General features: G+C 65.2%; 22 protein-coding genes and 1 other RNA gene. 10 read left to right on the forward strand and 13 right to left on the reverse strand.

The features are described 5' to 3' along the window. Positions 1 to 171: 171 nt before the first annotated feature. Positions 172 to 666: a MarR family winged helix-turn-helix transcriptional regulator gene (locus BLV07_RS16085; protein ID WP_244551123.1), complete on the reverse strand. Its 495-nt coding sequence runs from the start codon at positions 664 to 666 to the stop codon at positions 172 to 174. Between the two features lie 151 nt (positions 667 to 817). On the opposite strand from BLV07_RS16085, the gene BLV07_RS16090 reads away from it, so the two are divergent. After that, positions 818 to 2,671: a feruloyl-CoA synthase gene (locus tag BLV07_RS16090; protein ID WP_176945565.1), complete on the forward strand. Its 1,854-nt coding sequence runs from the start codon at positions 818 to 820 to the stop codon at positions 2,669 to 2,671. A 13-nt stretch (positions 2,672 to 2,684) separates the two neighbouring features. Here BLV07_RS16090 and BLV07_RS16095 read toward each other — a convergent pair whose 3' ends face one another. The 3 genes from BLV07_RS16095 to BLV07_RS16105 form a co-directional block, all read right to left on the reverse strand. Beyond that, positions 2,685 to 3,320 (reverse strand): LysE family translocator, encoded by a 636-nt coding sequence (locus tag BLV07_RS16095; RefSeq protein WP_091887254.1) that lies wholly within the window; start codon positions 3,318 to 3,320, stop codon positions 2,685 to 2,687. A 240-nt stretch (positions 3,321 to 3,560) separates the two neighbouring features. After that, positions 3,561 to 6,656 (reverse strand): DNA polymerase I, encoded by a 3,096-nt coding sequence (gene polA / locus BLV07_RS16100; RefSeq protein WP_091887256.1) that lies wholly within the window; start codon positions 6,654 to 6,656, stop codon positions 3,561 to 3,563. A gap of 192 nt (positions 6,657 to 6,848) precedes the next feature. Beyond that, positions 6,849 to 7,916, reverse strand: coding sequence for an acyltransferase family protein (locus BLV07_RS16105; RefSeq protein ID WP_091887258.1), 1,068 nt, complete (start codon positions 7,914 to 7,916; stop codon positions 6,849 to 6,851). A gap of 195 nt (positions 7,917 to 8,111) precedes the next feature. Here BLV07_RS16105 and BLV07_RS16110 point away from each other — a divergent pair, with 195 nt between their 5' ends. From BLV07_RS16110 to BLV07_RS16125, 4 genes are all read left to right on the forward strand, one after another. Next, entirely contained in the window at positions 8,112 to 9,428 is a 1,317-nt protein-coding gene (locus BLV07_RS16110; protein ID WP_091887260.1) for a UDP-glucose dehydrogenase family protein, read from the forward strand. A gap of 141 nt (positions 9,429 to 9,569) precedes the next feature. Next, the gene (hrpB, locus tag BLV07_RS16115) at positions 9,570 to 12,044 is read left to right on the forward strand and encodes an ATP-dependent helicase HrpB (RefSeq protein ID WP_176945566.1); all 2,475 of its coding nucleotides are present in this window, start codon (positions 9,570 to 9,572) and stop codon (positions 12,042 to 12,044) included. Between the two features lie 159 nt (positions 12,045 to 12,203). Next, positions 12,204 to 12,719, forward strand: a complete 516-nt coding sequence (locus tag BLV07_RS16120) for a TIGR02281 family clan AA aspartic protease (protein WP_176945567.1) — start codon at positions 12,204 to 12,206, stop codon at positions 12,717 to 12,719. Between the two features lie 193 nt (positions 12,720 to 12,912). Continuing rightward, positions 12,913 to 14,412, forward strand: a complete 1,500-nt coding sequence (locus BLV07_RS16125; protein WP_091887264.1) for a phosphomannomutase/phosphoglucomutase — start codon at positions 12,913 to 12,915, stop codon at positions 14,410 to 14,412. Between the two features lie 151 nt (positions 14,413 to 14,563). Here the strand turns inward: BLV07_RS16125 and BLV07_RS16130 are convergent, their stop codons facing one another. From BLV07_RS16130 to BLV07_RS16175, 9 genes are all read right to left on the reverse strand, one after another. Beyond that, positions 14,564 to 15,073, reverse strand: a complete 510-nt coding sequence (locus BLV07_RS16130) for an Lrp/AsnC family transcriptional regulator (protein WP_008542650.1) — start codon at positions 15,071 to 15,073, stop codon at positions 14,564 to 14,566. Between the two features lie 67 nt (positions 15,074 to 15,140). Further along, positions 15,141 to 16,094: a PfkB family carbohydrate kinase gene (locus BLV07_RS16135; protein WP_091887266.1), complete on the reverse strand. Its 954-nt coding sequence runs from the start codon at positions 16,092 to 16,094 to the stop codon at positions 15,141 to 15,143. 13 nt (positions 16,095 to 16,107) lie between these two features. Continuing rightward, on the reverse strand, positions 16,108 to 17,052 hold the full coding sequence (gene nudC, locus BLV07_RS16140) for an NAD(+) diphosphatase (RefSeq protein ID WP_091887268.1): 945 nt from the start codon (positions 17,050 to 17,052) through the stop codon (positions 16,108 to 16,110). 10 nt (positions 17,053 to 17,062) lie between these two features. Next, positions 17,063 to 17,482 carry an HIT domain-containing protein gene (locus BLV07_RS16145; protein WP_091887269.1) on the reverse strand — a complete coding sequence of 140 codons (420 nt, stop codon included), beginning with the start codon at positions 17,480 to 17,482 and terminating at the stop codon, positions 17,063 to 17,065. A gap of 241 nt (positions 17,483 to 17,723) precedes the next feature. Next, positions 17,724 to 18,851 (reverse strand): muconate cycloisomerase family protein, encoded by a 1,128-nt coding sequence (locus BLV07_RS16150; protein WP_091887271.1) that lies wholly within the window; start codon positions 18,849 to 18,851, stop codon positions 17,724 to 17,726. Further along, entirely contained in the window at positions 18,848 to 19,603 is a 756-nt protein-coding gene (locus tag BLV07_RS16155; RefSeq protein ID WP_091887273.1) for an SDR family NAD(P)-dependent oxidoreductase, read from the reverse strand. The genes BLV07_RS16150 and BLV07_RS16155 overlap by 4 nt, the downstream gene beginning before the upstream one ends. Beyond that, positions 19,603 to 20,406 (reverse strand): amino acid ABC transporter ATP-binding protein, encoded by an 804-nt coding sequence (locus BLV07_RS16160; protein WP_091887274.1) that lies wholly within the window; start codon positions 20,404 to 20,406, stop codon positions 19,603 to 19,605. Before BLV07_RS16160 ends, BLV07_RS16155 begins: the two co-directional genes overlap by 1 nt. Continuing rightward, positions 20,403 to 21,065: an amino acid ABC transporter permease gene (locus BLV07_RS16165; RefSeq protein ID WP_091887276.1), complete on the reverse strand. Its 663-nt coding sequence runs from the start codon at positions 21,063 to 21,065 to the stop codon at positions 20,403 to 20,405. The genes BLV07_RS16160 and BLV07_RS16165 overlap by 4 nt, the downstream gene beginning before the upstream one ends. Before the next feature lie 220 nt (positions 21,066 to 21,285). After that, the gene (locus BLV07_RS16175) at positions 21,286 to 22,140 is read right to left on the reverse strand and encodes a transporter substrate-binding domain-containing protein (RefSeq protein WP_091887280.1); all 855 of its coding nucleotides are present in this window, start codon (positions 22,138 to 22,140) and stop codon (positions 21,286 to 21,288) included. 185 nt (positions 22,141 to 22,325) lie between these two features. On the opposite strand from BLV07_RS16175, the gene ffs reads away from it, so the two are divergent. From ffs to BLV07_RS16200, 5 genes are all read left to right on the forward strand, one after another. Further along, an RNA gene (gene ffs / locus BLV07_RS16180) (signal recognition particle sRNA small type) lies at positions 22,326 to 22,422 on the forward strand. A 94-nt stretch (positions 22,423 to 22,516) separates the two neighbouring features. Further along, on the forward strand, positions 22,517 to 24,358 hold the full coding sequence (locus BLV07_RS16185; RefSeq protein ID WP_091887282.1) for a DNA polymerase III subunit gamma/tau: 1,842 nt from the start codon (positions 22,517 to 22,519) through the stop codon (positions 24,356 to 24,358). A gap of 132 nt (positions 24,359 to 24,490) precedes the next feature. Next, positions 24,491 to 24,811 (forward strand): YbaB/EbfC family nucleoid-associated protein, encoded by a 321-nt coding sequence (locus BLV07_RS16190; protein WP_061879603.1) that lies wholly within the window; start codon positions 24,491 to 24,493, stop codon positions 24,809 to 24,811. A 210-nt stretch (positions 24,812 to 25,021) separates the two neighbouring features. Next, positions 25,022 to 25,624, forward strand: a complete 603-nt coding sequence (gene recR, locus BLV07_RS16195) for a recombination mediator RecR (RefSeq protein WP_091887285.1) — start codon at positions 25,022 to 25,024, stop codon at positions 25,622 to 25,624. A 27-nt stretch (positions 25,625 to 25,651) separates the two neighbouring features. Beyond that, a complete protein-coding gene (locus tag BLV07_RS16200) occupies positions 25,652 to 26,086 on the forward strand; it encodes a hypothetical protein (protein WP_091887287.1) in 435 nt (144 codons plus the stop codon). Positions 26,087 to 26,206: the final 120 nt, after the last annotated feature.

Raw genomic sequence — 26,206 nt, forward strand, 5'->3', positions numbered from 1 at the left:
ACTCCGGCAACTGGTTTACCCGGCTTGAAGCAAGCGATGTGCCATTGTGTACAGCGTCAGGGCAGGGCGGGTGCTCCGGATATCATCGTGAGATCAGTGGCTTGCGGAGAGCTGGAGGCCGAGCTCAAGCGCTCGGTTGCAGGCATCTGCTTAAATTGTGGGCAGCCGAGATCAGGTAAAGTCGGCGAGGATCCGGAGCAGGTGCTGCCTATTCTCCCTGCCGAGCTTCGCCTCGACATGCCGCTCGTGTTCGGCCGCGAGGCGCTTGAACTTGCTCAGCGCCGCTGCGCCAGGCGCGGTAAGGTACAGCGCGTGCGAGCGCCGGTCCGTCTTTGACTTGATCCGCTTCACGTATCTGCGCCGTTCGAGGCTGTCGAGCAGATGCACCAGCCGGGCGCGCTCGATGCCGAGGCGCTTGGCCACCGCCATCTGCGACAGGCCCGGATTGGCGCCGATCACCGTCAGCACCGAATATTGCGTCGGCCGGATATCGACCTCGCCGAGCGTCTTGATGAAGTCCTGGAAGATCCAGATCTGGAAGCGCCGCACCACATAGCCGGCGTGGCCGACCAGCGCGTCGAGGCCGACCTCGTCGGCGTCGTTCCGCTGCGCAGCGCCGTTGCCGGCGCGTTTGCGTGGGAACATCTGGGCTGCGCTGGTTGTCACATCGTGTCTCCCTCCGCCCAACCTTAGCGCCTCGACGCTCGGGGTGAAAGATTGTTGTTGACGACAACAATTGTCGTGCCCAACATTGTGGCCAAAGCAGCCCGGAACGAGGCTGCGGCCGATCCCGAATCCGGGGCGAGGAGGAAACCCGATGACAACCGCCTCACGCGGTGATGCTGCAAGCCTGTTCGCAACGCCAAATACCGTCGCTGAGCATCGCGCCGACGGCAGCATCGTGCTGCGCTCACCCGAGCCGCTTGGCGAGAGCGCGCGCTGCACCGGCGACTGGTTGGAGCAATGGGCGCGGCAAACGCCGGATACGATCTTCCTCGCCGAGCGCGGCAGCGCCGAAGCGCCCTGGACCACCGTCACCTATGCGCAGGCGCTGCGGCAGGTGCGGGCGGCCGCGTCCTGGATCCTGGCGCGGGGCCTCAGTGCCGAGCGCCCGCTCGCCATCCTCTCCGACAACAGCATCGATCATGCGCTGCTCGCGCTCGCCGCTCAGCATGTCGGCGTGCCCTCGGCGGCGATCTCGCCTGCCTATTCGCTGATGTCGAAAGACTTTGACAAGCTCAGGAGCATGATCGCGCTGCTCGAGCCGGGCGCGATCTATGTCTCCGCGATGAAGCCATTTGCGGCGGCGCTAGATGCGATCAGGCCGCTGCACACGGCGCAGATCATCAGCGGCAATGCCGACGATGTCGACGCGCTGTCGTTCCGCACCATCGCGGCGACGCCCGAAACGGCCGACGTCGCAAAAGCCTTCGCCGCGGTGACGCCGGACACGATCGCAAAATTCCTGTTCACCTCTGGCTCGACCGGTACGCCCAAGGCGGTCGTCAACACCCAACGCATGCTGACCTCGAGCCAGCAGGCCAAGGCGCAGACCTGGACGTTCCTCGAACCGGGCCGCGGCGATCTCGTGATCCTCGATTGGCTGCCCTGGAGCCACACCTTCGGCGCCAATCACAATTTCAACCTCGTGCTGCGCAATGGCGGCTCGCTCTATATCGACGGCGGCAAACCGGCTCCGGGCCTGTTTGCGACCTCACTCGCCAATCTAAGAAGCGTAATTCCGACGGTCTATTTCAACGTGCCACGCGGCTTCGACATGCTGATCGCGGCACTCCGCGGCGACGAGGAGCTGCGCCGCCGCTTCTTCGGCGAGGTGAAGTTCGCATTCTACGCCGGCGCGGCGCTGCCGCAGAATCTGTGGGATGCGCTGGAGCAGCTTTCCATCGAGACGGTCGGCCGTGCGTTGCCGATGGTCTCGGCCTGGGGCTCGACCGAAACTTCCCCGCTCGCGACCGATTGCCATTTCCTCGCACAACGCTCGGGCAATATCGGCGTGCCCATTCCCGGCACCGAGCTCAAGCTCGTCACTTCCGCTGACAAGCTGGAGGTGCGCGTGCGCGGTCCCAACGTCACGCCGGGCTATTGGAAGGCGCCGGAGCTGACGAAGCAGGCGTTCGACGAAGAAGGCTTCTATCTCATCGGCGACGCCGTGAAGTTTGCCGACGCAAAGCGGCCCGAGCGCGGCCTGTTCTTCGATGGTCGCGTCGCGGAAGATTTCAAGCTCAATTCCGGCACCTGGGTCAGCGTCGGCACGCTGCGCGTCGCCGGCATAGCCGCGCTGGCGCCGCTCGCGCAGGACATCGTCGTCACCGGCCATGGCGGCGATGAGGTGCGCTTCCTGGTGTTCCCGAACATCGCTGCCTGCCGCGCCCATGCCGGGCTGGGCGAAACGGCAACTGTGAACGACGTGCTGGCACATGACAAGGTCAGGACCGCGATCGCGCAGGGTCTGGCACGACTGAAACAGCAGAGCGGCAACTCCTCCGGCCATGCCACACGCGCGCTGCTGCTCGCCGAACCGCCGTCGGTCGACGACGGCGAGATCACCGACAAGGGCTACATCAACCAGCGCGCCGTGCTGACGCGGCGTGCCGATGCGGTGGCGCGGCTGAATGATGATGAACCGGCGGAGTGGATTGGCTGTGCTTGACCGGGCGCTCTCCTCACACCTTCTTCGCTTCCACCGCCATCCGTACCGCGAGCCCGGCCAGCACCGTGCCCATCAGCCAGCGCTGCACCAGCATCCAGCTCGGCCGGCTTGCGAGGAACAGCGCGATCGAGCCGGCCGCGAGCGCGATCATCGCATTGACGCTGACGCTGATCGCGATCTGGATCGCCCCTAACACCACCGACTGTGTCAGCACGGTGCCGGCAGTGGGATCGATGAACTGCGGCAGCAGCGCCAGATACAGCATCGCGATCTTCGGGTTGAGCAAATTGGTGACGAAACCCATCGCGAACAATTTGCGCGGGCTGTCGATCGCGAGCTTCCTGACCTGGAACGGCGAGCGCCCGCCCGGCTTCACCGCCTGCCAGGCGAGCCACAGCAGATAGCCGGCGCCGGCGAAGCGCAGCGCGTCATAGGCGAAGGGAATGGCGAGCAGCAGTGCCGTGATGCCGAACGCCGCGCACAGCATGTAGAACACGAAGCCCAGCGCCACGCCGCCGAGCGAGACGATGCCCGCCACTGGGCCCTGCGTGATCGAGCGCGAGATCAGGTAGATCATGTTCGGCCCGGGCGTGAGCACGAGGCCAAGGCAGACGAGGGCAAAGCCGAGCAGGGCAGGTGTGTGAGGCATGGGTGAACCGGTGCGAAGGACGCGATGGTTCTAATATGCGCGGCGAAGTGGGGCCATCGCGCAATTGCACGGAGGACAATTAGGTTCTCATATCTCACCTCAACGCCGGGACCCATACCCCGGGGAGAAGTGTGGCGCGAGATGGTAGCGGGCAATCTTCGCCCAACCGCATCTTGTGGTAATGGGTCCCGGCCCCCGTGCGCAATTGCGCACTAGGCCGGGACGACGCAGGAGGTGAGATTAATGCGCCTCGTCCCAGTTCGTCGCCGCACGCGCATCGACATGCAGCGGCACCGACAGCAGCACGGCCGGGAACGGGGCGTCCTGCATCACGTGCTGCACCACGGGCAGCGTCGCCTCGACCTCGGCGTCCGGCACCTCGAAGATCAATTCGTCATGCACCTGGAGCAGCATCTGCGCCGACAGCTTTTTCTTGGCCAGCGCATCCTCCACGCGCGTCATGGCGCGGCGGATGATATCGGCGGCGGTGCCCTGGAGCCGGGCGTTGATCGCGGCGCGCTCGTTGAAAGCGCGCACCGAGGCGTTGGAGGCCTTGATATCGGGGTAGTGGCATTTGCGGCCGAACAGCGTGGTGACGTAGCCGTGGCTGCGGCAGAAGTCGCGCGTCTCGTCCATATAGGCGCGGATGCCGGGGAAGCGCTCGAAGTATTTCTTGATGTAGGCCGAGGCCTCCTCGCGCGCGATGCCGAGCTGGTTGGCGAGGCCGAACGCCGAGATGCCGTAGATGATGCCGAAATTGATCGCTTTGGCGCGGCGGCGGATTTCGCTGGGCATGCCCTTGATCGGGACGCCGAACATTTCGGACGCGGTCATGGCGTGAATGTCGAGCCCGTCGCGGAACGCCTGCTTCAGCACGGGAATGTCGGCGATCTCGGCCAGCAGCCGCAGCTCGATCTGCGAATAGTCGGCGGAGACCAGCTTGTGCCCGGGCGTCGCAACGAAGGCGCGGCGGATCTTGCGGCCGTCCTCGGTGCGCACCGGGATGTTCTGCAAGTTCGGCTCGTTCGACGACAGCCGGCCGGTCGTGGTCGCGGCCAGCGCGTAGGTGGTGTGGACGCGATGGGTCTGTGGATTGACGTAAGTCGGCAGCGCGTCGGTATAGGTCGATTTCAGCTTTGAAACCTGGCGCCACTCCAAAATCTTCTTCGGGAAGTCGTGGCCCTGCTCGGCGAGCTCATCGAGCACCTGCGCGGTGGTCGACCATGCACCGGTTTTTGTCTTGCTGCCCCCTGGCAGTCCCATCTTGCCGAACAGGATGTCGCCGATCTGCTTGGGGCTGCCGACATTGACCGGCTCGCCTGCGATCTCCTGGATCTCCGCCTCGACCCGCGCTGCGGTCTGGGCGAATTCGCCCGACAACCGCGACAGTACCTGGCGGTCGATCGAGATGCCGCGCCGCTCCATGCGCGCGAGCACGGATACCAGCGGCCGCTCCAGCGTCTCGTAAATGGTGGTCATGTGCTCGGCGACGAGGCGCGGCTTCAGCACGCGCCAGACGCGCAGGGCAATGTCGGCACCTTCCGCCGACAGCGGCGCGGCCTTGTCGATCGGCACCTGATCGAAGGTGATCCTGCCCTTGCCGCTGCCGAGCAGCTCGTTCTCCTTCAGCATGGCATGGCCGAACCAGCGCTCGGACAACGATTCGATCGCATGCGAGCCGCGGCCGGCGTCGAGCACGTAGGAGATCAGTTGCGCGTCGTCGATGTTGCGCAAGATGATGCCGTGCTGTGCCAGCATCACCGCGGTGAACTTGACGTCGAAGCCGATCTTGAGGATGCCTGACGATTCCAGCACCGGCCGCAGCGCTTGGATCGCGTCGTCGTGCTTGACCTGGTCGGGTGCCAGGCCCGCGTCGAACAGGCCGGCGCCGCCGCCGGATTGCTTGTGCGCCAGCGGCACATAGCAGGCCTCGTTTGGCGCCACCGCCAGTGCGATGCCGCAGAGATCGGCCTGCATCGGATTGATGGAGTTCGCTCTCATCTCGATCGCGACATGGCCGACGTCATGGATGCGGGCGATGAAGGCATTGAGCTCATTAGGCGTCTTGATCGCCTGATACTTGCCGCGCTCGACTGGAAGCTTGCGCAGCGCCTCTTCGCGCGCGGCGGCCAGTGAGATCGGCGCACCCTTCGGGCTCGCGGCTTTGTCCTCCTTGCTCGCCGATTTGTTGCGCTCGCGCGGAGCAGCTTGCGCCGGCGTGCCGGTTCCCGGCGCGGGCACGACATCCGAGGGCGGCAGCGGCGAGAATACGCTGGCGCCCTTGGCATAGCCGGGATCGGCATCGACGTTGGCGGGATCGATCTGCGAATAGTCGGCGACGCGCCGCGTCAGCGTCGTGAATTCCATCGCCTTGAGGAAGGCGATCAGCTTGCGTGCATCCGGCTCGTGGACGGCGAGGTCATCGAGGGGTACCTCGAGGTCGACCTTATCGTCGAGCAGCACGAGCTGCCGCGAGATCCGTGCCTTCTCCGCGTTCTCGAGCAGCGCCTCGCGCCGCTTCGGCTGTTTGATCTCGCCGGCGCGGAACAACAATTGGTCGAGGTCGCCGTATTCGGTGATCAGCTGCGCCGCGGTCTTGACGCCGATACCGGGCACCCCAGGCACGTTGTCGGTGGAATCGCCGGCGAGCGCCTGCACCTCCACCACCTTCTCCGGAGGCACGCCGAATTTCTCGATCACCTCGGGGATGCCGATGCGGCGGTCCTTCATGGTGTCGTACATGGTGACGCAATCGGTGACGAGCTGCATCAGGTCCTTGTCGGAGGACACGATGGTCGTGCTCGCGCCGCGCTCGCAGGCCTGCCGCACATAGGTCGCGATCAGATCGTCCGCCTCGAACCCGACCTGTTCCAGGCAGGGCAGGTCGAAGGCGCGCACGGCCTCGCGGATCAGCGCGAATTGCGGGATCAGATCGTCAGGCGCCGGTGGCCGGTGCGCCTTGTACTCGGGATAGATCTTGTTGCGGAAAGTGATTTCCGACTTGTCGAAGATGATCGCCAGATGCGTCGGCCGGTTGTCCTCGGGCATGTCGCGCAACAGCTTCCACAGCATGTTGCAGAAGCCGAGCACGGCGTTGACCTGGAGGCCGTCGGACTTGCGGTTCAGCGGCGGCAGCGCGTGATAGGCGCGGAAGATGTAGGAGGAACCGTCGACCAGGAAGACATGGTCGCCCTTGCCGGCCGCCTTCGCCGCGACCGGTTTGGCAGTAGCTTTGGCAGCAGCGGATTTGCTCTCGGCGGCCGCCTTGGGCGCGGCAGCCTTGGTTTCAGCTTTGGCGGTGGTCTTCGGGGATGTCTTCGGCGATGTTTTGGGCATGGCCGCAATGTATGAATTTTTGCGGGCTTTGACAGCCTTGGAAGGCGGATTTTTGGCTCGCTGGCGCCACTATCCCCACTGTCATTCCCCGCGAATGCGGGGAATCCAGTACGCCGCGGCCTATCGGTCGATGACGACTGTCTCTGGGATACTGGGTCGCCCGGTCAAGCCGGGCGACGACAGCGATCTCGATTACTCCGCCGCCTGCAACACCGCCCCCGCCTTCTTCGGCGCGATCCAGAACGCGTCCGGTCGCTCGAACAGGAAGCCGGCATTGAGCCGCAGCGCGGCCTGCCAGATCGCGAGCGCCCCGAGCACGCCGAGAACAGTGACGACCAGCGATACGGTGCCGATATCGGCAATGACGCCGGTGCGCAGCAGCAGCGTCCGCGTCGCCGCCATCGGCAGGAAGAAGGCGAGATAGATCACGATCGAATGCTCGCCGCAGAAGCGGAGGAAATTCAGCCACTGCGCGCGCGCGAGCAGCGTGCCCATGGTGATGATGGCGCAGGCGCCGGCGAAGCCGAGCACGAGCGAGACGATCTTCCATTCGCTGGCGCCGAATGTGACCAGTCCGGCATTGACCAGCGCCCAGGTCGCGAGCACTGCAAGCGCAAGGACCGGATGCTTCCGTGCGCGATCCGACAGGGCGAACACGTAAGGCGCGAACAGATAGCCTGAATAGAAATAAACGAAACGCGCGCAGAACTCGTCGATGACGGTCCAGCCGGTCGTGACGCGTGCCGTCTCCAGCGCGGCGGCGACGATCCAGATCGCGAGCGGCGGGATTTTGCGTGTCAGTTTTGTGACGACGAAGAAGATCGGCAGCAGATAGATGAACCACAGCGTGCCGAACGGCTCGATGAAGGATTCGAGGTACAAGAGGCCAACCTCGCGCCAGCTCGTTTCTGCCGCGAAGGCCGGCGCCTTGAAGCCGAATTGGATTGTCACCCAGACGACATAGAAATAGGCGAAATGCACCACCTTGCGGTCGAGATAGGTTCGCCAGTCCCGGTCGATCACCAGGGACAGGAACAGGCCCGAAATCAGGAAGAAATCCGGCATCCGGAATGGCTTTGCGAAGGCCACGGCGACGTGCATGAAGCCGGTCTGTCCGGCGGCGAGTTCGACCCCGAGGACCGAATGCATCATCACGACCATGACGATGCAGATGCCCTTGGCGTAGTCGACCCAGTCGACACGCGCGGCGGAAGGGGCGTTGGAACGCCCGCCCGCAGCGATTGTGCCTGATCGTGCCATGATGTCCCTTTTTGAGGCGTATTCCGCCAGTCCCTGTCCGTCAGCGGGGCAGTGTGGCGCGTTGCGGTTTCAGACTTCTTTACCGGTTCAATTTCCGTACCGCTTTTTTGCATGCGCCACTGTTCCCTCCCCTCAGGAAAATGCTAAACCGCAAAGCGTCGGGGCTTCATTAACCAATCTAAAACAGGGATTTTCATGCGCATCGCGATGATCGGCACGGGCTATGTGGGACTGGTGTCCGGGGCCTGCTTTGCGGATTTCGGTCACGACGTCACCTGCGTCGACAAGGACGAGAAGAAGATCGCTGGCCTTCATCGCGGCGAAATCCCGATTTACGAGCCCGGGCTGGACGAGCTGGTGGCGAACAATGTGAAAGCCAAGCGGCTGGATTTCACCACCGACCTGTCCAAGCCGGTCGCGGAGGCCGATGCCGTCTTCATCGCGGTCGGCACGCCCTCGCGCCGCGGCGATGGTCACGCCGATTTGTCCTATGTCTACGCCGCCGCCCGTGAGATCGCGCAATCGCTCACCGGCTTCACCGTCGTGGTGACGAAGTCGACCGTGCCGGTCGGCACCGGCGACGAGGTCGAGCGCATCATCCGCGAGACCAATCCGTCGGCCGACGTCGTCGTCGCCTCCAACCCCGAATTCCTGCGCGAAGGCGCCGCGATCCGCGACTTCAAATTCCCCGACCGCATCGTGGTCGGCACCTCCGACGAGCGCGGCCGCAAGGTGATGGGCGACATCTATCGTCCGTTGTCGCTGAACCAGGCGCCGCTGATGTTCACGGCGCGCCGCACCGCCGAGATGATCAAATACGCCGCCAACGCGTTCCTGGCGACCAAGATCACCTTCATCAACGAGATCGCCGATCTCTCGGAAAAAGCCGGCGCTAACGTCCAGGAGGTCGCGCGCGGCATTGGCCTCGACAACCGCATCGGCACCAAATTCCTGCACGCCGGTCCCGGCTTCGGCGGCTCGTGCTTCCCGAAGGACACCAAGGCGCTGATCAAGATCGCGCAGGACTACGACGTATCCCTGCGCATCGTCGAATCCGTGCTCGCCGTCAACGAGAACCGCAAGCGCGCGATGGCGCGGAAAGTGAGCCAGGCGCTCGGCGGCTCGCTGCGCGGCAAGACCATCGCGGTGCTCGGCCTCACCTTCAAGCCCGATACCGACGACATGCGCGATGCGCCGTCGATCCCGCTGGTGACCGGCCTGATCGACATGGGCGCAAACGTGAAGGCATTCGATCCCGTCGGCATGGAGCAGGCCAAGAGCGAGCTGCCCAACATCACCTATTGCGAGGATGCCTATACCTGCGCGCAAGGTGCCGATGCGCTCGTCATTGTCACCGAATGGGTGCAGTTCCGCGCGCTCGATCTCGACCGGCTGAAGGCGACCATGGCAAAGCCCGTCGTCGTCGACCTCCGCAACGTCTACCGGCCCGAGGACATGGAAGCCGCCGGCTTCGTCTACGAGAGCATCGGCCGCCCGTCGGTGCAGGGCTGATAGCTACACATGATTGTCATATCCCGCGAAGGCGGGGTATCCAGTAGCCCGTGACCTTCGTAATAATTGGGATCCGAGTTACTGGATCGCCGGCCCCAGTGCGCAATTGCGCACAGGGCAGACGATGACGGACCGAGACTTTTGCCCCGCAGCTTCGACACGCCCCTTCCGATCGATGCCGTGCTCGACGATTTGTCGCGCACGCTGGAAGCGCACAACGCGGCCGTGCTGGTGGCGCCGCCGGGCGCCGGCAAGACCACGCGGGTGCCGTTGGCGCTGTTGGATGCGCCCTGGGCCACGGGTAAGAAGATCATCGTGCTGGAGCCGCGCCGCATCGCGGCGCGCGCCAGTGCCGATCGCATGGCAAAATCGCTCGGCGAGCGTACTGGCGAGACCGTCGGCTATCGCGTCCGCTTCGGCTCCAAGATCTCGCGCGCGACGCGCATCGAAGTGGTGACCGAAGGCATTTTCACCCGCCAGATCCTCGACGATCCCGAACTCTCCGGCATCGCTGCCGTTCTGTTCGATGAATTCCACGAGCGCTCGCTCGATGCCGATCTCGGCCTCGCGCTGGCGCGCGATGCGCAAACCGGCCTGCGCGAGGATCTGCGCATCCTCGTGATGTCGGCCACCCTCGATGGCGCGCGCGTGGCAAGATTGCTCGGCGAGGCGCCCGTCGTCGAGAGCGAGGGCCGCGCCTTTCCGGTCGAGACGCGCTATCTCGGCCGCAAGGCGGATGCGCCGGTGGAGCGGCAGATGGCGGATGCGATCGCATCGGCGTTGCGCGCCGCTAGCGGCTCGGTGCTGGCGTTCCTCCCCGGCGCCGCCGAGATCCGCCGTACCCAGAACTTCCTCGGCGAACGCGTCCGCGACGCTTCCATCGAGATCGTGCCGCTGTTCGGCGCGCTCGATGCTGCCGTGCAGGACCGCGCCATCGCGCCGGCGCCCAAGGGCACGCGCAAGGTGGTGCTGGCGACATCGATCGCCGAGACCTCGCTCACCATCGAAGGCGTGCGTATCGTCGTCGATTCCGGTCTTGCCCGCGTGCCGCGCTACGAGCCCGACATCGGGCTGACCCGGCTTGAGACCGTGCGCGCCTCGCGCGCGGCGGTGGACCAGCGCCGCGGCCGCGCCGGCCGCACCGAGCCTGGTGTCTGCTATAGGCTCTGGGACGAGCCACAGACGGCTTCGCTCGCGCCTTACACCCAGCCGGAAATCCTCAGCGCCGATCTGTCGTCGCTGGTGCTCGATCTTGCGCAATGGGGCGTCACCGATCCCACTGCGCTGTCGTTCCTCGATCCGCCGCCGCAGCCGGCCTGGAAGGAAGCCAAGAGCCTGCTTGCCGAGCTCAACGCCCTCGATGGCGACGGCCGCATCACCGCGGAGGGCAAGAGCCTGCGCGCGCTGGCGCTGCCGCCGCGCCTAGCGCGCATGATCGTGGATTCGCATCGTGCAGGCAGCGGCGAGGCCGCGGCCGAGATCGCGGCGATCATCACCGAGCGTGGGCTCGGCGGCGACAGCGTCGATCTCGAGCACAGGCGCGACCAGTTCCGCCGCGATCGCTCGCCGCGCGCGGCGAGCGCGCGTGACCTGGCGCGGCGCTGGGCCTCGCAAGTGGCGGCCTCGGAGAAGGCGGCAGAGCAGGAGGATCTCTCGAGCGGCCTGATGCTCGCCTATGCCTTTCCGGACCGCGTCGCGCGCAACCGTGGCAATGGCAGTTTCGTGTTGGCCAATGGCCGCGGTGCTTCCGTCGAGCAGATTTCCTCGCTCGCCCGCGCGCCCTACATCGCGATCGGCGAAATGACGGGAACGGCGGCGAGCGGACGCATCCTGCTCGCCGCGCAAATCACGCAGGACGAGATCGAGCGGCATTTCGCCGAACATATCGAGACCGCCGACGAGATCTCGTTCGATCGTGGCGCCATGGCACTGCGGGCGCGGCGTAAGCGCGCGCTCCATGCGATCACGCTCTCCGAGGCGACACTTGCCGTGTCGCCCTCGGAGGATACCGCGCGCATCTTCGCGGATGGCCTGATCGCCGCGGGCCTCGACCGGCTGCCCTGGTCGAAGGCCGCCAAGCAGTGGCGCGACCGCGTGATGTTCCTGCGCAAGGCCGAGGGCGACAGCTGGCCGGATCTCTCCGACGACGGATTGATCGCGCGCCGCGACGACTGGCTGGTGCCCGCGCTCTACGACAAGATAGCGCTGAAGGACATCTCCGCCGGCGATCTCTCCGATGCGCTGATGGCGCTGCTGCCCTGGGAGATGCGTGCGCGCCTCGACCGCGAGGCGCCGACGCATTTCGAGGCGCCCACCGGCACCATGCTCGCGATCGACTACGAAGCCGAGCAGGGGCCAACCATCGCGGTGCGGCTGCAGGAGTTGTTCGGCCTCAACACCCATCCCTCGATCGCCGCCGGCAAGGTGCCGCTGGTGCTGGAATTGCTGTCGCCGGCGCAGCGCCCGGTACAGGTGACGCGCGATCTCCCCGGCTTCTGGCGCGGCAGCTACAGCGCGGTACGCTCCGATCTGCGCGGCCGCTATCCGCGCCATCCCTGGCCCGACGATCCCGCCAGCGCGCTGCCGACCAGGCGAGCGAAGCCGCGGGGGACGTAAGAGGTCCTCTCCCCCTGCCGCAGGCGGGCAGAAGTTCAAGCGACCGCATTAACCATCCGCTCATCCTTTTCGTCAAAATGACACGAGCCCCGGCGTGCCGTCGCTCGCGGACGGGCGCGCCGCGTGGTGAAATCGAGCTTTCGGCTCGGAAGTGGTGTGATGCGTAACATAGTGATCTTCGCGGCCGTCATGATCGGCCTCGGCACCTTTATGGCCCAGATGGCGGACAAGATGAGCTCCGCCTCCGCCACCTCGATGCCGCGCACGACGACGGTGGCAGTCGCCTCCACCGCGCCCGCCGGTGGCCGCAGCCTGGCCATTTCCCGCGACGGTCGCGGTCATTTCCAGGCCGAGGGCCGGATCGAGGGCCAGCGCATCGGCTTCATGGTCGACACCGGCGCCTCCGTCGTTGCGCTGAACGAGACCTCGGCCGCACGCTTTGGCCTGCGTCCCTCGCGCAGCGAGTACAACGCCACCGTCTCGACTGCCAACGGCACCGTCAAGGCCGCGCGCACCCGCATCGCCATGTTAGAGGTCGGCGGCCTTATCGTGCGTGACGTCGATGCCATGGTGCTGCCGGACGCAGCGCTGTCGGAGAACCTGCTCGGCCTCTCTTTCCTGTCCCGCCTGAAGCGCTTCGAATACGCCAATGGCCAGATGGTGCTCGAGCAGTAGGCGCAGTCCGCGCGATCACGCCGCCGTCCATTTCAAGAAAATATCTTTGCTTTCACCGCCCCCGCGGTAACGTTTCTTCGTTACCAAACTGCCGCAATTATCGGCCATAAGCCTTCATTCCCGCCTTCCGCTGCGGCCCGGCATTCGCTAAGGCTGCAGCAAATCCTGCCTCCCTTTTCACGAGACCATCTTAATGTTCCCGAAGCCGAAATCCGTATTGTTGCCCAACACCTATGCCTTCGAATCCGAGCCGATGGTGAAGCCGACGGGCTTTCGCGAGTACGACGCGCGCTGGTTGTTCCAGAAGGAAATCAACCTGATGGGTGTGCAGGCGCTCGGCATGGGGCTGGGCGCGTTGATCGCCGAGCTCGGCGTCAAGCAGGAGATCGTCACCGGCCACGATTTCCGCGGCTATTCGGCCTCGATCAAATACGCGCTGATCTCCGGCCTGATGGCGGCCGGCTGCAAGGTGCACGACATCGGGCTTGCGGTGACACCGATGGCCTATTTCGCACAGTTCGATCTCGACGTGCCCTGCGTCGCCATGGTCACGGCCTCGCACAACGACAATGGCTGGACCGGCGTGAAGATGGGCGCCAATCGCCCGCTGACCTTCGGTCCCGACGAGATGACGCGGCTGAAAGAGATCGTGCTCAATGCCGAGTTCAAGAACAAGGCCGGCGGCTCCTATCAATTCCACGAGAATTATCCGGCGCGTTACATCGCCGACCTCACTTCTCGTCCGAAGCTGACGCGCAAGCTGAAGGTCGTCGCAGCCTGCGGCAACGGCACCGCCGGTGCGTTCGCGCCGCAGGTGCTGGAGGCGATCGGCTGCGAGGTGATCCCGCTCGACACCGAGCTCGACCACACCTTCCCGAAATACAATCCGAACCCTGAGGACATGGAGATGCTGCACGCGATCCGCGACGCGGTGCTGCATCACAAGGCCGATGTCGGCCTCGGCTTCGACGGCGACGGCGACCGCTGCGGCGTCGTCGACAACACCGGCGAGGAGATCTTCGCCGACAAGGTCGGCGTGATGCTGGCGCGCGACATGTCGGCGATCCACAAGGAGGCGCAGTTCGTCGTCGACGTGAAGTCGACCGGCCTGTTCGTCACCGATCCCGTGCTGCAGAAGCAGGGCGCGAAGGTTGCCTATTGGAAGACCGGTCATTCCTACATGAAGCGCCGCACCAACGAGATGGGCGCGCTGGCGGGCTTCGAGAAGTCGGGTCACTTCTTCTTCAACAAGCCGTTCGGCCGCGGCTATGACGACGGCCTGGTGTCGGCGATCGCGATCTGCGACATGCTCGACCGCGCGCCCGGCAAGTCGATGGCCGACCTGAAGAACGCGCTGCCGAAGACCTGGTCGTCGCCGACCATGTCGCCGCACTGTGCCGACGAGGTCAAATACGGCGTCATCGACAAGGTGGTGAAGCACTTCGAAGGCTTGCAGGCGAAGGGCGCCAAGATCGGCGGCCAGTCGATCCGCGATCTCGTCACCGTCAACGGCGTGCGCGTCACGGTCGAAGACGGCAGCTGGGGCCTGATGCGCGCCTCCTCCAACAAGCCTGAGCTCGTCGTGGTGGTCGAGAGCCCGGTCTCCGAGCAGCGCATGCACGACATGTTCGAGATGGTGAACAGCGTGCTGCGCACCCATCCCGAAGTCGGCGAGTACAACCAGAAGATTTGAGGCGTAGCTGCAAGTCGCCACACACACCGCTGTCATGCCCCGCGCAGGCGGGGCATCCAGTACGCCGCAGCTTCTCGATTCGATCGCAGGCGTCTCGGACTACTGGATCGCCCGGTCAAGCCGGGCGATGACAGCGTCTGTGTGGCGCGACCTAAGCCGCCACCACCGCCGGGATCGGCAGCGCGGTGACCGACTTGATCTTCTCCATCGCGAAGCGCGAGGTGACGTTCTTCAGCGGCACGGCGCTGATCAGCTTCTTGTAGAACACGTCATAGGCCTGCATGTCCGCCACCACGACGCGCAGCATGTAGTCGACGTCGCCGGCCATGCGATAGAACTCCATCACCTCCGGCATGGCGCTGACGGCTTCGGCGAACCGCTTCAGCCAGGCGTCGGAATGGTCGGAACTCTCCACCGAGACGAACACGGAGATGCCGAGCCCGATCTTGTTCTGGTCGACGAGGGCGACGCGCTTGATGATCACGCCGTCGGCCTCAAGCCGCTGGATGCGCTTCCAGCAGGGGGTCGAGGACAGGCCGACGCGGTCGCCGATCTCGGCGACAGAGAGGGAGGCATCCTCCTGGAGGACCATCAGGATCTTGCGGTCGATGGCATCGAGGCGGCGGCTGGTCTCGGGAATCTGGACGGCAAGATCGGTCATTTGAAGAACTTTGTTCCATTTCAGGGGCAGATTTCCCTGATATAGAGAAAATCATTCTATAGCAAGTCTAAAATGTTGGCGGCCGGCCGGGCATCGCCGCCGGCTGCTCGCTCAAAAACTCTTCAACTTCAACGCGTTGTGGTGCGGCCAGGCCACCACCATGACGGCCGCATTTCAGCGCTGCGGCGGCCGCGGCAAATCGCAGCGCCTGCCGCGCCCCCTTGCCCTCGGCGAGGCGAAGCGCGAAGGCGCCATGGAAGACGTCGCCGGCGCCGAGCGTATTCACCGCCTGAATCGGGAAGGCTGGCGTCTCCTCCAACTCGCCCACCTCGTTCAGCCAGATCGTGCCACGGGGGCCGCGGGTGGCGGCGAGGAAGGCTGGCGTCAGCCCGGCCAGGCGCTTCAAGGCCTCGCCGTCGTCGGCGATGCCGGCTGTCTCCTGCGCCTGTTCGCTGGCGAACAGCAGATGCGTGGCAGCCGTGAGCAAGCCGTCCTGCAGCGACATCGCGCGGTCGACGCCGACGATGACGGGAATGCCGCGCCGGCGCGCCTCAGTGCAGAGCGAGGTCGCGAACGAAGCGCAGCGGCTTTCGACGAGGACCGCACGGCAATCGGCGAGCAATTCGTCCGCGTCCGCCAGCTTCACGGTCCACAAAGCGGGATCACGATAGATCGTGAGGGTCCGCTCGCCGGAGGGCTCGATCATGATCGCCGAGACCGGCGTGGCCAGGCCCGGCATGCGCACGATCTGCGTGGTTTCGATGCCCTCCTGCGCCATCCGTTCGAGGATGAAGCTGCTCGACGTCTCGCCGGCATCGCCCATCGGTCCGGCGAACGCGACGCGGCCGCCGAGACGGGCGATGGCGATCGCGGCATTGAGCGCGTTGCCGCCGCAGATCTCCGCAAGCTGGCTCGCGTTGGCCTTGCTGCCGCGTTCGGGCACGGCCTCGACGCGAAAGGTGAGGTCTCGCACGGGAATGCCGATGCAGAGGATGCGCGGCGCGAGTCCCGCTGCGGTCATCGGCGCTCTCAGCTCAAGCGCCGCTCTTATCGTGCACCCAGCGGCCAAGCAGATGATGGGCGATCGCAAACGGATGCGGGCCGGCGAGCCCGTCCGGATGCGTCCGCGTCAACATCAGCGCAGCCTCCTCGCGCGTGAACCAGCGCGCGTCTTCCAGCTCCATGCGATCGACGACGATGTCCTCGTTCAGCGCCCGCGCGCTACAGCCGATCATCAACGACGACGGATAGGGCCAGGGCTGTGTCATGTAATACTTCACGTCGGTGCAGCGGATCCCGGACTCCTCCAGGATCTCGCGGTGCACCGCGTCCTCGATGGTCTCGGCCGCCTCGACGAAGCCGGCGAGGCACGAATACATGCCGGGCGGAAACTGCTTCTGGCGGCCGAGCAGGCATTTGTCGCCGGAGGCGACCAGCATGATCACGACGGGATCGGTGCGCGGAAAATGCTCGGCCTTGCAGGCGGGGCAGTCGCGCTTCCAGCCGCCTTCCTTCATGCTGGTGCGTGCGCCGCAATTGGCGCAATAGCCGTGGCGCTGATGCCAGCCCACCATCGACTTGGCCATCGCAATCGCGGACAGCTCCTGCGGTGGGACCGCGCCCTGCATCGCCATGCCGCGCAGCTCGGTCACGGTGTAGTCGTCGCGGCCGACCAGTTTCTCGGCCGCCGCCTGCGACATTCCCATGCCGAACATCGCCGCGCCGTCACGCAGCCCCAAGAAGACCGTGCCGGGATTGGCGCCGCATTTCAGCGCCTCGTCGATTCCCAGCAGCGCCCGAACCATGTCGCCCTCGCGCTTCACCAGGAGCGAGTCGCGATAGACGACATAGGCGCGCGATGACGGTTTCTGCTCCATCGCGAACAGCTTTTCGTCGTCGCGGCGCAGATGCGCGGCGCGGTCGAGGACGTTGGTGACGAAGGCCGGCTGTCCCAGCGGAAACGCGTCGAATGCTGACATTATGATTCTTTCAACCCAACCAGATCTTGCGGCGGAGCGCGCTGATGAAATTCTGCACTTCAGTGGCGTCGTGCGCCAGCGGCGGCATCACCCCCCACACCGGCCGCGGCCAGGCCGCGTCACTGGTCCGGCGCGCGATGACGTGAACGTGAAGCTGCGGCACGAGATTGCCCAGGGCTGCGATGTTGAGCTTGTCGCATTTGGTGATCTCCTTCAGCGCGCGCGAGACGCGGGAGACCTCGGTCATCAACTGCGCCTGCTGCACCTCGTCGAGATCGATGATCTCGACCGCATCCACCCGCCGCGGCACCAGCAGCAGCCAGGGATAATGCGCGTCCTTGATGACCAGCACCTTCGACAGCGGCAAATCGCCGATGTCGATGGTGTCCTCTTTCAGGCGGGAGTGCAGCGACCAGGCGGGTTCGGGCATATGTCTTTCCGGATAGCCGGGGGGCGGGCGTGTTGGGGGCGACCATACGATAGGGAGTTAGCGAGGGAAAGGTTGGGGCTCCGCAGGGGCCTCATGCACCGTTGTCGTCCTGGACAAGCGAAGCGCAGATCCAGGACCCATTACCCCAGGAAGTAGTTTGGCGAAGATTTGTGGTGACCAGCTCGGACCACAACTGCTCCCTGGGGTAATGGGTCCTGGCTTTCGCCAGGACGACAGCGAGTTACGCCTCCGCCAGCACCCGCGCATTGGCGCGGATCGACGCCTCGCTCACACGAATCCCGAGGCCGGGGCCGTCGGGCACCACGACATGGCCGCCGCGGTTGGCGATGCGCTCTTCCAGCACGTCCTCGGTCAGCACGTGATGCGGCATGTAGAACTCGCAGCCGAGCGAGATGCCCGGCGTCGCCGCGATCAGCTGCGTGCCGGCGGCGAGCCCAATGCCGCCTTCCCACAGCGTGCCGCCATAGCCGGGCAGGCCGGCGATGTCGGCGATCGCCATGATCGCTTGCGCCTCGAACAGGCCGCCGGCCTTCATCAGCTTGATCGACACGGCATCGGCCGCCTCGCGGCGCACCACCTCCATCATGTCGCGGCGATCGAAACAACTCTCGTCGGCGAGCACAGGCGTTTCCAGCGCCGCAGTGAGCTGCGCCATTACGTCCAGATATTTGCGCGGCACCGGCTGCTCGATGAAGGTCGGCGCAAATTGCTCGACGTCGCGCAAAATCTTGATGGCGCCGAACGGCGCCAGGGCCTGGTTGTAGTCGACGCGCAAATCGACCTTGTCGCCGAATTCTTTCCGGATCGCCTCGAGGTGGTCGAGGTCCTCGCGATGCGGCTTCACGCCGGTCTTGACCTTGTAGATGACATTGCCGTCCGGCACCATGTTTCGCATGCGTTCGAGATCGGCGGAGAAATCCGGATCGGCGATCGAGAAGGAGAGGGGAATCGTGTCGCGCACCCGGCCGCCGAGGAGGTCGGCGACCGACAGTCCCGACGACTTGCCGACGATGTCGAGCAGCGCCATCTCGATGGCAACTTTTGCTTCGGCGTGGCTGACCAGCGCGCGATCGAGCTCCGCCATCAGCGCGCGAATACGGCGCACCGGCTTGCCGAGCATGATGGGGCGCAAGTAGATGTCGAGCGCCGAGAACGCGGCTTCCGGCGTTCCCGTGAACACTTCCCACGGCGCCGCCTCGCCCCAGCCGATTACGCCGTCGCTCGCGGTGAGCTCGATCAGCACGCGCTTCACCGTGCCCTTGACGTTGCCGACGCCCTGGAGGCGCGCCATCTTGATCGGGCTCTCGATCAGGAACAGCCTGAGACGTTCGATGGTCGCTTCGGTCATGTCAGGCCTCCATTGACGTGCCAGACCTGGCCGGTGACGTAGGACGCCTTCGGTGATGCCAGGAAGGCGATGATCTCGGCGACTTCCTCCGGCCGCCCGCGGCGGCGCATCGGGATCAGCGCCTCGGTCGCGGCGATCTGCTCGGGCGAGAGCCGGCTCTCGCTCGGCTTGTCCTTGACGATGAGGCCCGGCGCAACCGCGTTGACGGTGATGCCATCTTTCGCGAGCTCGATCGCAGTCAGCCGCACCAGCGCTTCCAGCGCGGAACGGCTCGCGGCGGTCGCGGCGAAGGGCGCGAACTCGGGCCGGATCGCGTGCGCGACGAAGGAAGACACGGCGACGATCCGCGCATCTCGCCCAGCACGGAGTTGCGGAAGCGCAAGCTTGACGAAACGCGTGAAGGCGAGAGCGGATTCGTCCATTGCTTGCAGGAATTGATCTGCGGGCGTGCCGATCGCGCTGCCGCGGCGGGCGTGGCCTCCAATCAGGATCAATCCGTCAAGCCGGTCGAAATTGAGATGCGCAGTTGCGCATGCAAGCGTCAGGGCTACTTCGTTGGCGAGATCCCCGAGGCATGTTGCAACGGCCGCACCACAGGCTTTCGCCTCCGCCGCGGTCGCCTTAAGTCCGTCTTCGTTCGAGCGTGTGTGCAGAACGAGCCCAACACCAGGCGCGGCGAGCAGTTTTGCGGTGGCGCGGCCGATGCCGCTGGCGGCACCGGTGACGAGATAGACGCGTTCGATATCAGGCATCATGGTGTCGCGTTGGCCGGCGGCAGTGCGCCGGTGCGGTGGAAATGGCTGAGGAAGGCGCGCGTCGCGGCTTCCTTGGGATTGTCGATGACCTGCCGTGCCGGGCCTTCCTCGACGACGATTCCGTCGCGCATGAAGATGAGGCGGTCGGCGACTTCGCGCGCGAAGGCGATCTCGTGGGTCACGATCACCATGGTCATGCCCTCGGAGGCCAGCCGCTGCATCACGTTCAGCACCTCGCCGACCAATTCAGGGTCGAGCGCCGAGGTGGCCTCGTCGAACAGCATGACATCAGGCTCCATCGCGAGCGCACGTGCAATCGCGACGCGCTGCTTCTGCCCGCCGGAGAGCGTCGCAGGATATTGGTCGGCCTTCTCTGCAAGCCCGACCTTGGCGAGCTGCGCACGGGCGAGCTTCTCGGCGTCCGCCTTGGTCATCCGCCGCACCGTGACCGGCCCCTCCATCACGTTCTGCAGCATCGTCATGTGCGGGAACAGGTTGAAATGCTGGAACACCATGCCGGTGGTGGCGCGGAATCTTGCCAGCGTCTTCACGTCGGGCAGTCTCGAACCGTCGCCAAATGAAAAGCGCGTGTCTCCGACGCGGACGCTGCCACCGTCGGGCACGACCAGGAGATTGATGCAGCGGAGCAGCGTCGATTTACCCGAGCCGGACGGGCCGATCAGCGCGACAACGCCGCCCTTGGCGACGTCGAGATTGATGTTCTTCAGGACCTCGTTGCTGCCAAAGCTCTTGCGCAAGGCCCGGATCTCGATCTTCGAGGTGTTCTTCGTCTCGCTCATTCGCTGACCGCCAATCGCTTCTCGCCGCGCCGGACGATGATGGTCAGCGGAATCAGGATCGCCGCATAGGCGACCGCGACGGCGGTGTAGGTTTCCAGCGGCCGGTAGCTGTCGTGGGCCGCGACCTGGCTCTGATAGACGAGGTCGGGCACGGCCAGCACCGAGACCAGCGAGGTGTTCTTGAACTGGATGATGGACTGGTTCATCAGCGCCGGGATCATGCGCTTGATCGCCTGCGGCAGCACGATGCGGCGCATGGTCTGGATCGGCGTCATGCCGAGCGCGGCGCCGGCTTCGGACTGGCCGCTGTCGATCGAGACGATACCGCCGCGAATGATCTCGGAATAGAACGAGCCGCCATACAGCGAGAGCGCCAGAGCCGAGGCGGTGATCGGCGTCATCTCGACGCCGGCGAGGATCGGCAGCGCGTAATAGAACCAGATCAGCTGCACCAGGATCGGCGTGCAGCGGAACGCCTCGATGAAGGCGAGCGCGGCAAGGCGCAGCGCCCTGAAGCGCGACAGGCTGCCGAACGCGCCCAGCAGGCCGAACAGCAGCCCGCAGACGACGATGACCACGGTGAAGCCGACGGTGACGCCGAGCCCGTTGAGAAAGAGCCAGCGATAGCCCCAGAGGATGCCGAAGTCCCACTGATACATATTCGCTTGGGCCTCAGTCCGGAAATGGCTTGGAAAGTTCGAGCCGCGCGCTCGCTGCACCTCTCCCGCTTGCGGGAGAGGTCGGCGCGAAGCGCCGGGTGAGGGCTCCATCCTCTTGGGGAGTCTCTCTAGCGGAGACACCCTCACCCCGACCCTCTCCCGCAGGCGGGAGAGGGGGCAGAGCGGAGTGCGCGGAGCGAGCCAGCCCTGAACCCATCGCTTACAGCGACACGCCCGGCGGAATGTCCGCCTCCGTCACGCCCACCAGCTCCATGTTGGTGATGATCGCGTTGCGGATGAAGCCGAGGCCCTTGTTGAAGTCGATCCAGGTGTTGACGTAATCGCGCCAGGTCTTGTCGGTCTCGCGGCGGAAGCCGGCATTGGAGGTGGTGGCGAAGATCGGCGTCGGCAGCACGAGCTGGCCGAGCGAGGGGTTTTTCTTCAGCACGGTCAGCGACAGCATGGTGATCAGGCACTGCGCGTCGACGCGGCCGGTCTGGAGTGCGGCGGTGGCGTCATCGGCGGTCTTCAGCCGCGTGATCTGCGCCTTCGGCGTCAGGCGGCTGACGACCTGGTCGTGCGAGGAGCCCTGGTCGACCGCGATCTTGATGTCGGGCGAGTTCAGCTCGGCCCAGCTTTTCGGCTTGAAGTCCTTCTTGCAGAGGATGGCGAAGGCGTTGTTGAAGACCGGCACCGAGAAGTCCACCACCAGCGCGCGCTTCGGGGTCGGGTTGAGGCCGAAGAAGATGTCGATCTTGTTGGCCTGCAGATCGAGCACCGAATTGCCCCACGTGGTTTCGGTGATCTCGAGCTCGGCCTCCATGTCGTCGGCGAGCCCCTTGGCAATGTCGATGTAAAAACCCTTCCACTGGCCGGAAGCGAGGTCCTTCATGTAGTAGGGCGCGCCGCCGCCGACCGCGCCGATCCGCAGCTTCTTGGTCCGGCGGATGCGGGCGAAGGTCGATTCGTTCGGATCGGCCGCCTGGGCCACGGCCGGGGAGGCCAGCGCCCCTGCAGCCGCCGCACCAATGGCGCCAAGTCCGACAATCGATGCAACATCACGACGTGTAACCATTGGGATCAATCGCTTTTCTGGTTGGGATGGAGTTCCGCCAAGCGTTCTTAGCAAGGTGGTCCCAGCAGCGAAAGCACAGCCTATCGGCTGGGCAGATCTGGAATTGCCCGGATGCTGGGCACACTCAACCGGTTCAAGCCGATACCCGCTTGCTTTCCGCTCCCTTTGGCCCCAAATAGGGACCGGGAGATTGGCGGTGGACGAGCCACTCGCCAACCGGGTCAGGTCCGGAAGGAAGCAGCCCTAACGAGGTCTGGATCGGGTCGCTCGTCAGTCTCCTACCTGTTTTTCGAGCGAATTGCGCCGGCGGGCCTCCCCGCTGGCGCGCTCCTTTCCGCAAAAGCCGGCCGAGAGAGATTTCATTGCGGATCGACCGATGACCGACGCTGGCGCCCCTCCCAATCCCGACAGCGCCAGCCAGGCTGGCTTCGCACTCGGCGCCGAGCCGGGCACGCCCTACCGGGTGCTGGCGCGCAAATACCGTCCTTCCTCTTTTGATGATCTGATCGGCCAGGAGGCGGTGGTTCGCACCGTCTCCAACGCGTTCGAGACCGGGCGCATTCCGCAGGCCTGGATCCTCACCGGCGTCCGCGGGGTCGGCAAGACCACCACTGCGCGCATTCTCGCCCGTGCGCTCAACTATGAGATGCCGGATGGTTCGGTGAAGGGCCCGACCATCCATATGCCGGCGCTGGGGGTGCACTGCCAGGCGATCATGGAAAGCCGGCACATGGACGTGCTGGAGATGGACGCGGCGTCGCATACCGGCGTCGACGACGTCCGCCAGATCAATGACAGCGTGCGCTACGCACCCGCCAGCGCCCGCTACAAGGTCTACATCATCGACGAAGTCCACATGCTGTCGACGGCGGCGTTCAACGCGTTCCTGAAGACGCTGGAGGAGCCGCCGGAGCACGCCAAGTTCGTGTTCGCCACGACGGAGATTCGCAAGGTTCCAGTCACCGTGCTGTCGCGCTGCCAGCGCTTTGACCTGCGCCGGGTCGAGGCCGACGTGCTGATGAAGCACCTCGCCAACATCGCGGCCAAGGAAAGCGTCGAGATCGAGCCGGAGGCGCTCGGCATCATCGCGCGCGCCGCCGAAGGCTCGGTGCGCGATTCCCTGTCGCTGCTCGACCAGGCGATCGCGCATGCGGCGGGGCAGGTGAAGGCCGATGCCGTCAGGCAGATGCTGGGCCTCGCTGATCGCACCCGCGTCATCGATCTCTTCGATTCGCTGACGCGCGGCGACATCGCGGCCGCCTTCAGGGAGTTCCGCGACCAGTACGACGTCGGCGCCGATCCCATCGTCGTGCTCTCGGACCTCGCCGAGTTCGTCAATTTCGTCACCCGCGTGAAGATCGTTCCGGCGACCGCCGACAACGTCGCCTATGGCGAGACCGAGCGGGTTCGCGCGAAGGATTTCGCCTCGAAGATCTCCATGCGCGTGCTGTCGCGGATGTGGCAGATGCTGCTCAAGGGCATCACCGAGGTGCAGGCCGCGACGCGTCCCGCCGCGGCCGCCGAAATGGTGCTGGTGCGCATCGCCTATGTCGCCGACCTGCCGACGCCGGACGAAGCGATCAGGATGCTGGAGCAGAACGGCGGCGGCTCGCCGATCGTGAGCGGCGGCAGTGCCGCGCGCAGCGCGCCTTCGGCGCCGGTTGCTTCCACGGCCCCGGTTCGCATGCCGACATCTTCGCCGTCCTCGTTCGGCGGTGGCGGTGCCCGGCCGCAGATGGCGGCGCCGGCGCCCGATCCGCAAGGCGCAGCGCCGGTGCTGCGCGTCACCAGCTTCACCCAGCTCGTTGCGCTGGCGGGGCAAAAGCGCGACCTCCTGACCAAGGGCGCGCTCGAAGGCGACATGCGCCTCGTCCGCTTCGAGGAAGGCCGGCTGGAAGTCGCGCTCGAGCCCAACGCCTCCAAGACCATGATCTCCGAGCTCGCGAAGAAGTTCGAGCTATGGACCGGGCGGCGCTGGACCGTGATCGTCTCCAACGAACAGGGCCAGCCGACGCTGCGCTCGGTGAACCAGGCCGCGAAGCAGGAGCATGCGCGCACCGCCGAGGCCGACCCGCGCGTGCAGGAGGTGCTGTCGCGTTTCCCCGGTGCGAAGGTCGTCGAGGTCCGCAGGCTTGCCCCCGAGACGCCGGAAACCAATATTAACTCGGACTATGGCAGTGACGATCCGCTAGAGGGTTCCGACGGCGACGATCTCTAGCGCATGATCCGGACCGAAGGGCCGCGTAGCGAAAAGTGCGAAGCGGTTTTCCGATAAGATCATGCGCAAACAATATGCTAAGGCGCGATGATGATTCATAGCGCCTTAGCCTCTTTCAAGGACACGCGAGCTATGGCTGATTTTCTCGGCATGATGAAGCAGGCGGCGCAGCTGCAATCCAAGATGCAGGAGATGCAGGACCAGCTCGCCAACGTCGAGGTCGAAGGCATCTCCGGCGGCGGCCTCGTCGCCGTGCGCATGACCGCGAAGATGGACGTAAAGGGGATCAAGATCGATCCCTCGCTGATGAAGGCGGAAGAGCGCGAGGTGCTGGAAGACCTGCTCGTCACCGCACTCAGTGATGCCCGCCGCAAGGCGGAGACTGCGATGCAGGAGAAGATGCAGGCCCTCACCGGCGGGCTCGGCCTGCCGCCGGGGCTGTTCGGCCAGTAATAGGATTTTCTCGTTGAATAGAACTGTCCGTGATCTCGACTCACCTCTCCCCATCGGGGAGAGGTCGATTTGCGCAGCAAATCGGGTGAGGGGGCTCAGGTCCCACGAGGGTACCGAACCCCTCACCCGCGCCTTCGGCGCGACCTCTCCCTATGGGAGAGGTTTGCCACCGTCGTTGCCGCGCAATCGTAGCAGCATGGCTTAGAGCAGATGGGCGCCGTTGCAGGTCCTGAAATCGAGCGGCTGGTCCAGCTGCTCGCGCGGCTGCCGGGCCTCGGCCCGCGCTCGGCGCGACGCGCGGCGCTGCATCTGATCAAGAAGCGCGAGGCACTGATGATGCCGCTGTCGTCGGCCTTGCAGGTTGCGCTCGACAAGGTCGAGGTGTGCAAGACCTGCGGCAACATCGACACACAAAATCCCTGCACCGTCTGCACCGATCCGAAGCGCGATCCCTCCATCATCGTCGTCGTCGCCGACGTCGCCGATCTCTGGGCGCTGGAGCGCGCCAATGCCACCCAGGGGCGCTATCATGTGCTCGGCGCGACATTGTCGCCGCTCGACGGCGTCGGCCCGCAGGACCTCACCATCGACGCGCTGGTGGCGCGCGCGCATGATTCGCAGGTGCAGGAGATCATCCTGGCGCTGAACGCGACGGTGGACGGCCAGACCACGGCGCATTACATCACCGACCTGCTTCAGGACGCCAATGTGAAGGTGACGCGGCTCGCCCATGGTGTTCCTGTCGGCGGCGAGCTTGATTATCTCGACGAAGGTACGCTATCGGCTGCGATGCGGCAGCGCACCCTGTTCTAGCCATCCAGACTTTACGGAACGGACGACATGACGAAACTTTTCGCCACACGATTGGCTTTGGTCGCGACGATGATGGTGCTGGTGAGCCCGGCCATCTCCGCGCAGCAGGGCGATGAGACGCCGCCGCCGTCCAAGCCCGGCAAGCCGATCAACACCGGCGACGTGCTCTCCGGCGAACTGAATGCGATGAAGGTGCGCGATGCCAAGAACGGCAAGCGCGTCGCGACTTATCAGATCACGTCCGAGCCGCGCCGCCTGCCGCCGCCGAACGGGCTGTGCAACCTCGAGACCGGCCCCGAAACCTTCCAGCTCGTCACCTCCAGCGATGCGCAGGCCACGCAGCTGAAATCGTTCGTCGGCAAGGAGATCTCGGTAAAGGTCGACGAGATCGCCTGCGCCAGCGATGCCGGCCAGATGAGCGAGGCCGTGATCACGAAGTGGAGCTTGATCAAGAAGCAGTAGGGGGCGGGCGACGCCTTCTCCGTCGTCATTGCGAGCGAAGCGAAGCAATCCAGAAATCGTTCTGCGGAAAAAGTCTGGATTGCTTCGTCGCAAGAGCTCCTCGCAATGACGAGGCGAGAT

Source organism: Bradyrhizobium sp. Rc2d, assembly GCF_900099855.1.
In the GTDB taxonomy this organism is placed as follows: domain Bacteria; phylum Pseudomonadota; class Alphaproteobacteria; order Rhizobiales; family Xanthobacteraceae; genus Bradyrhizobium.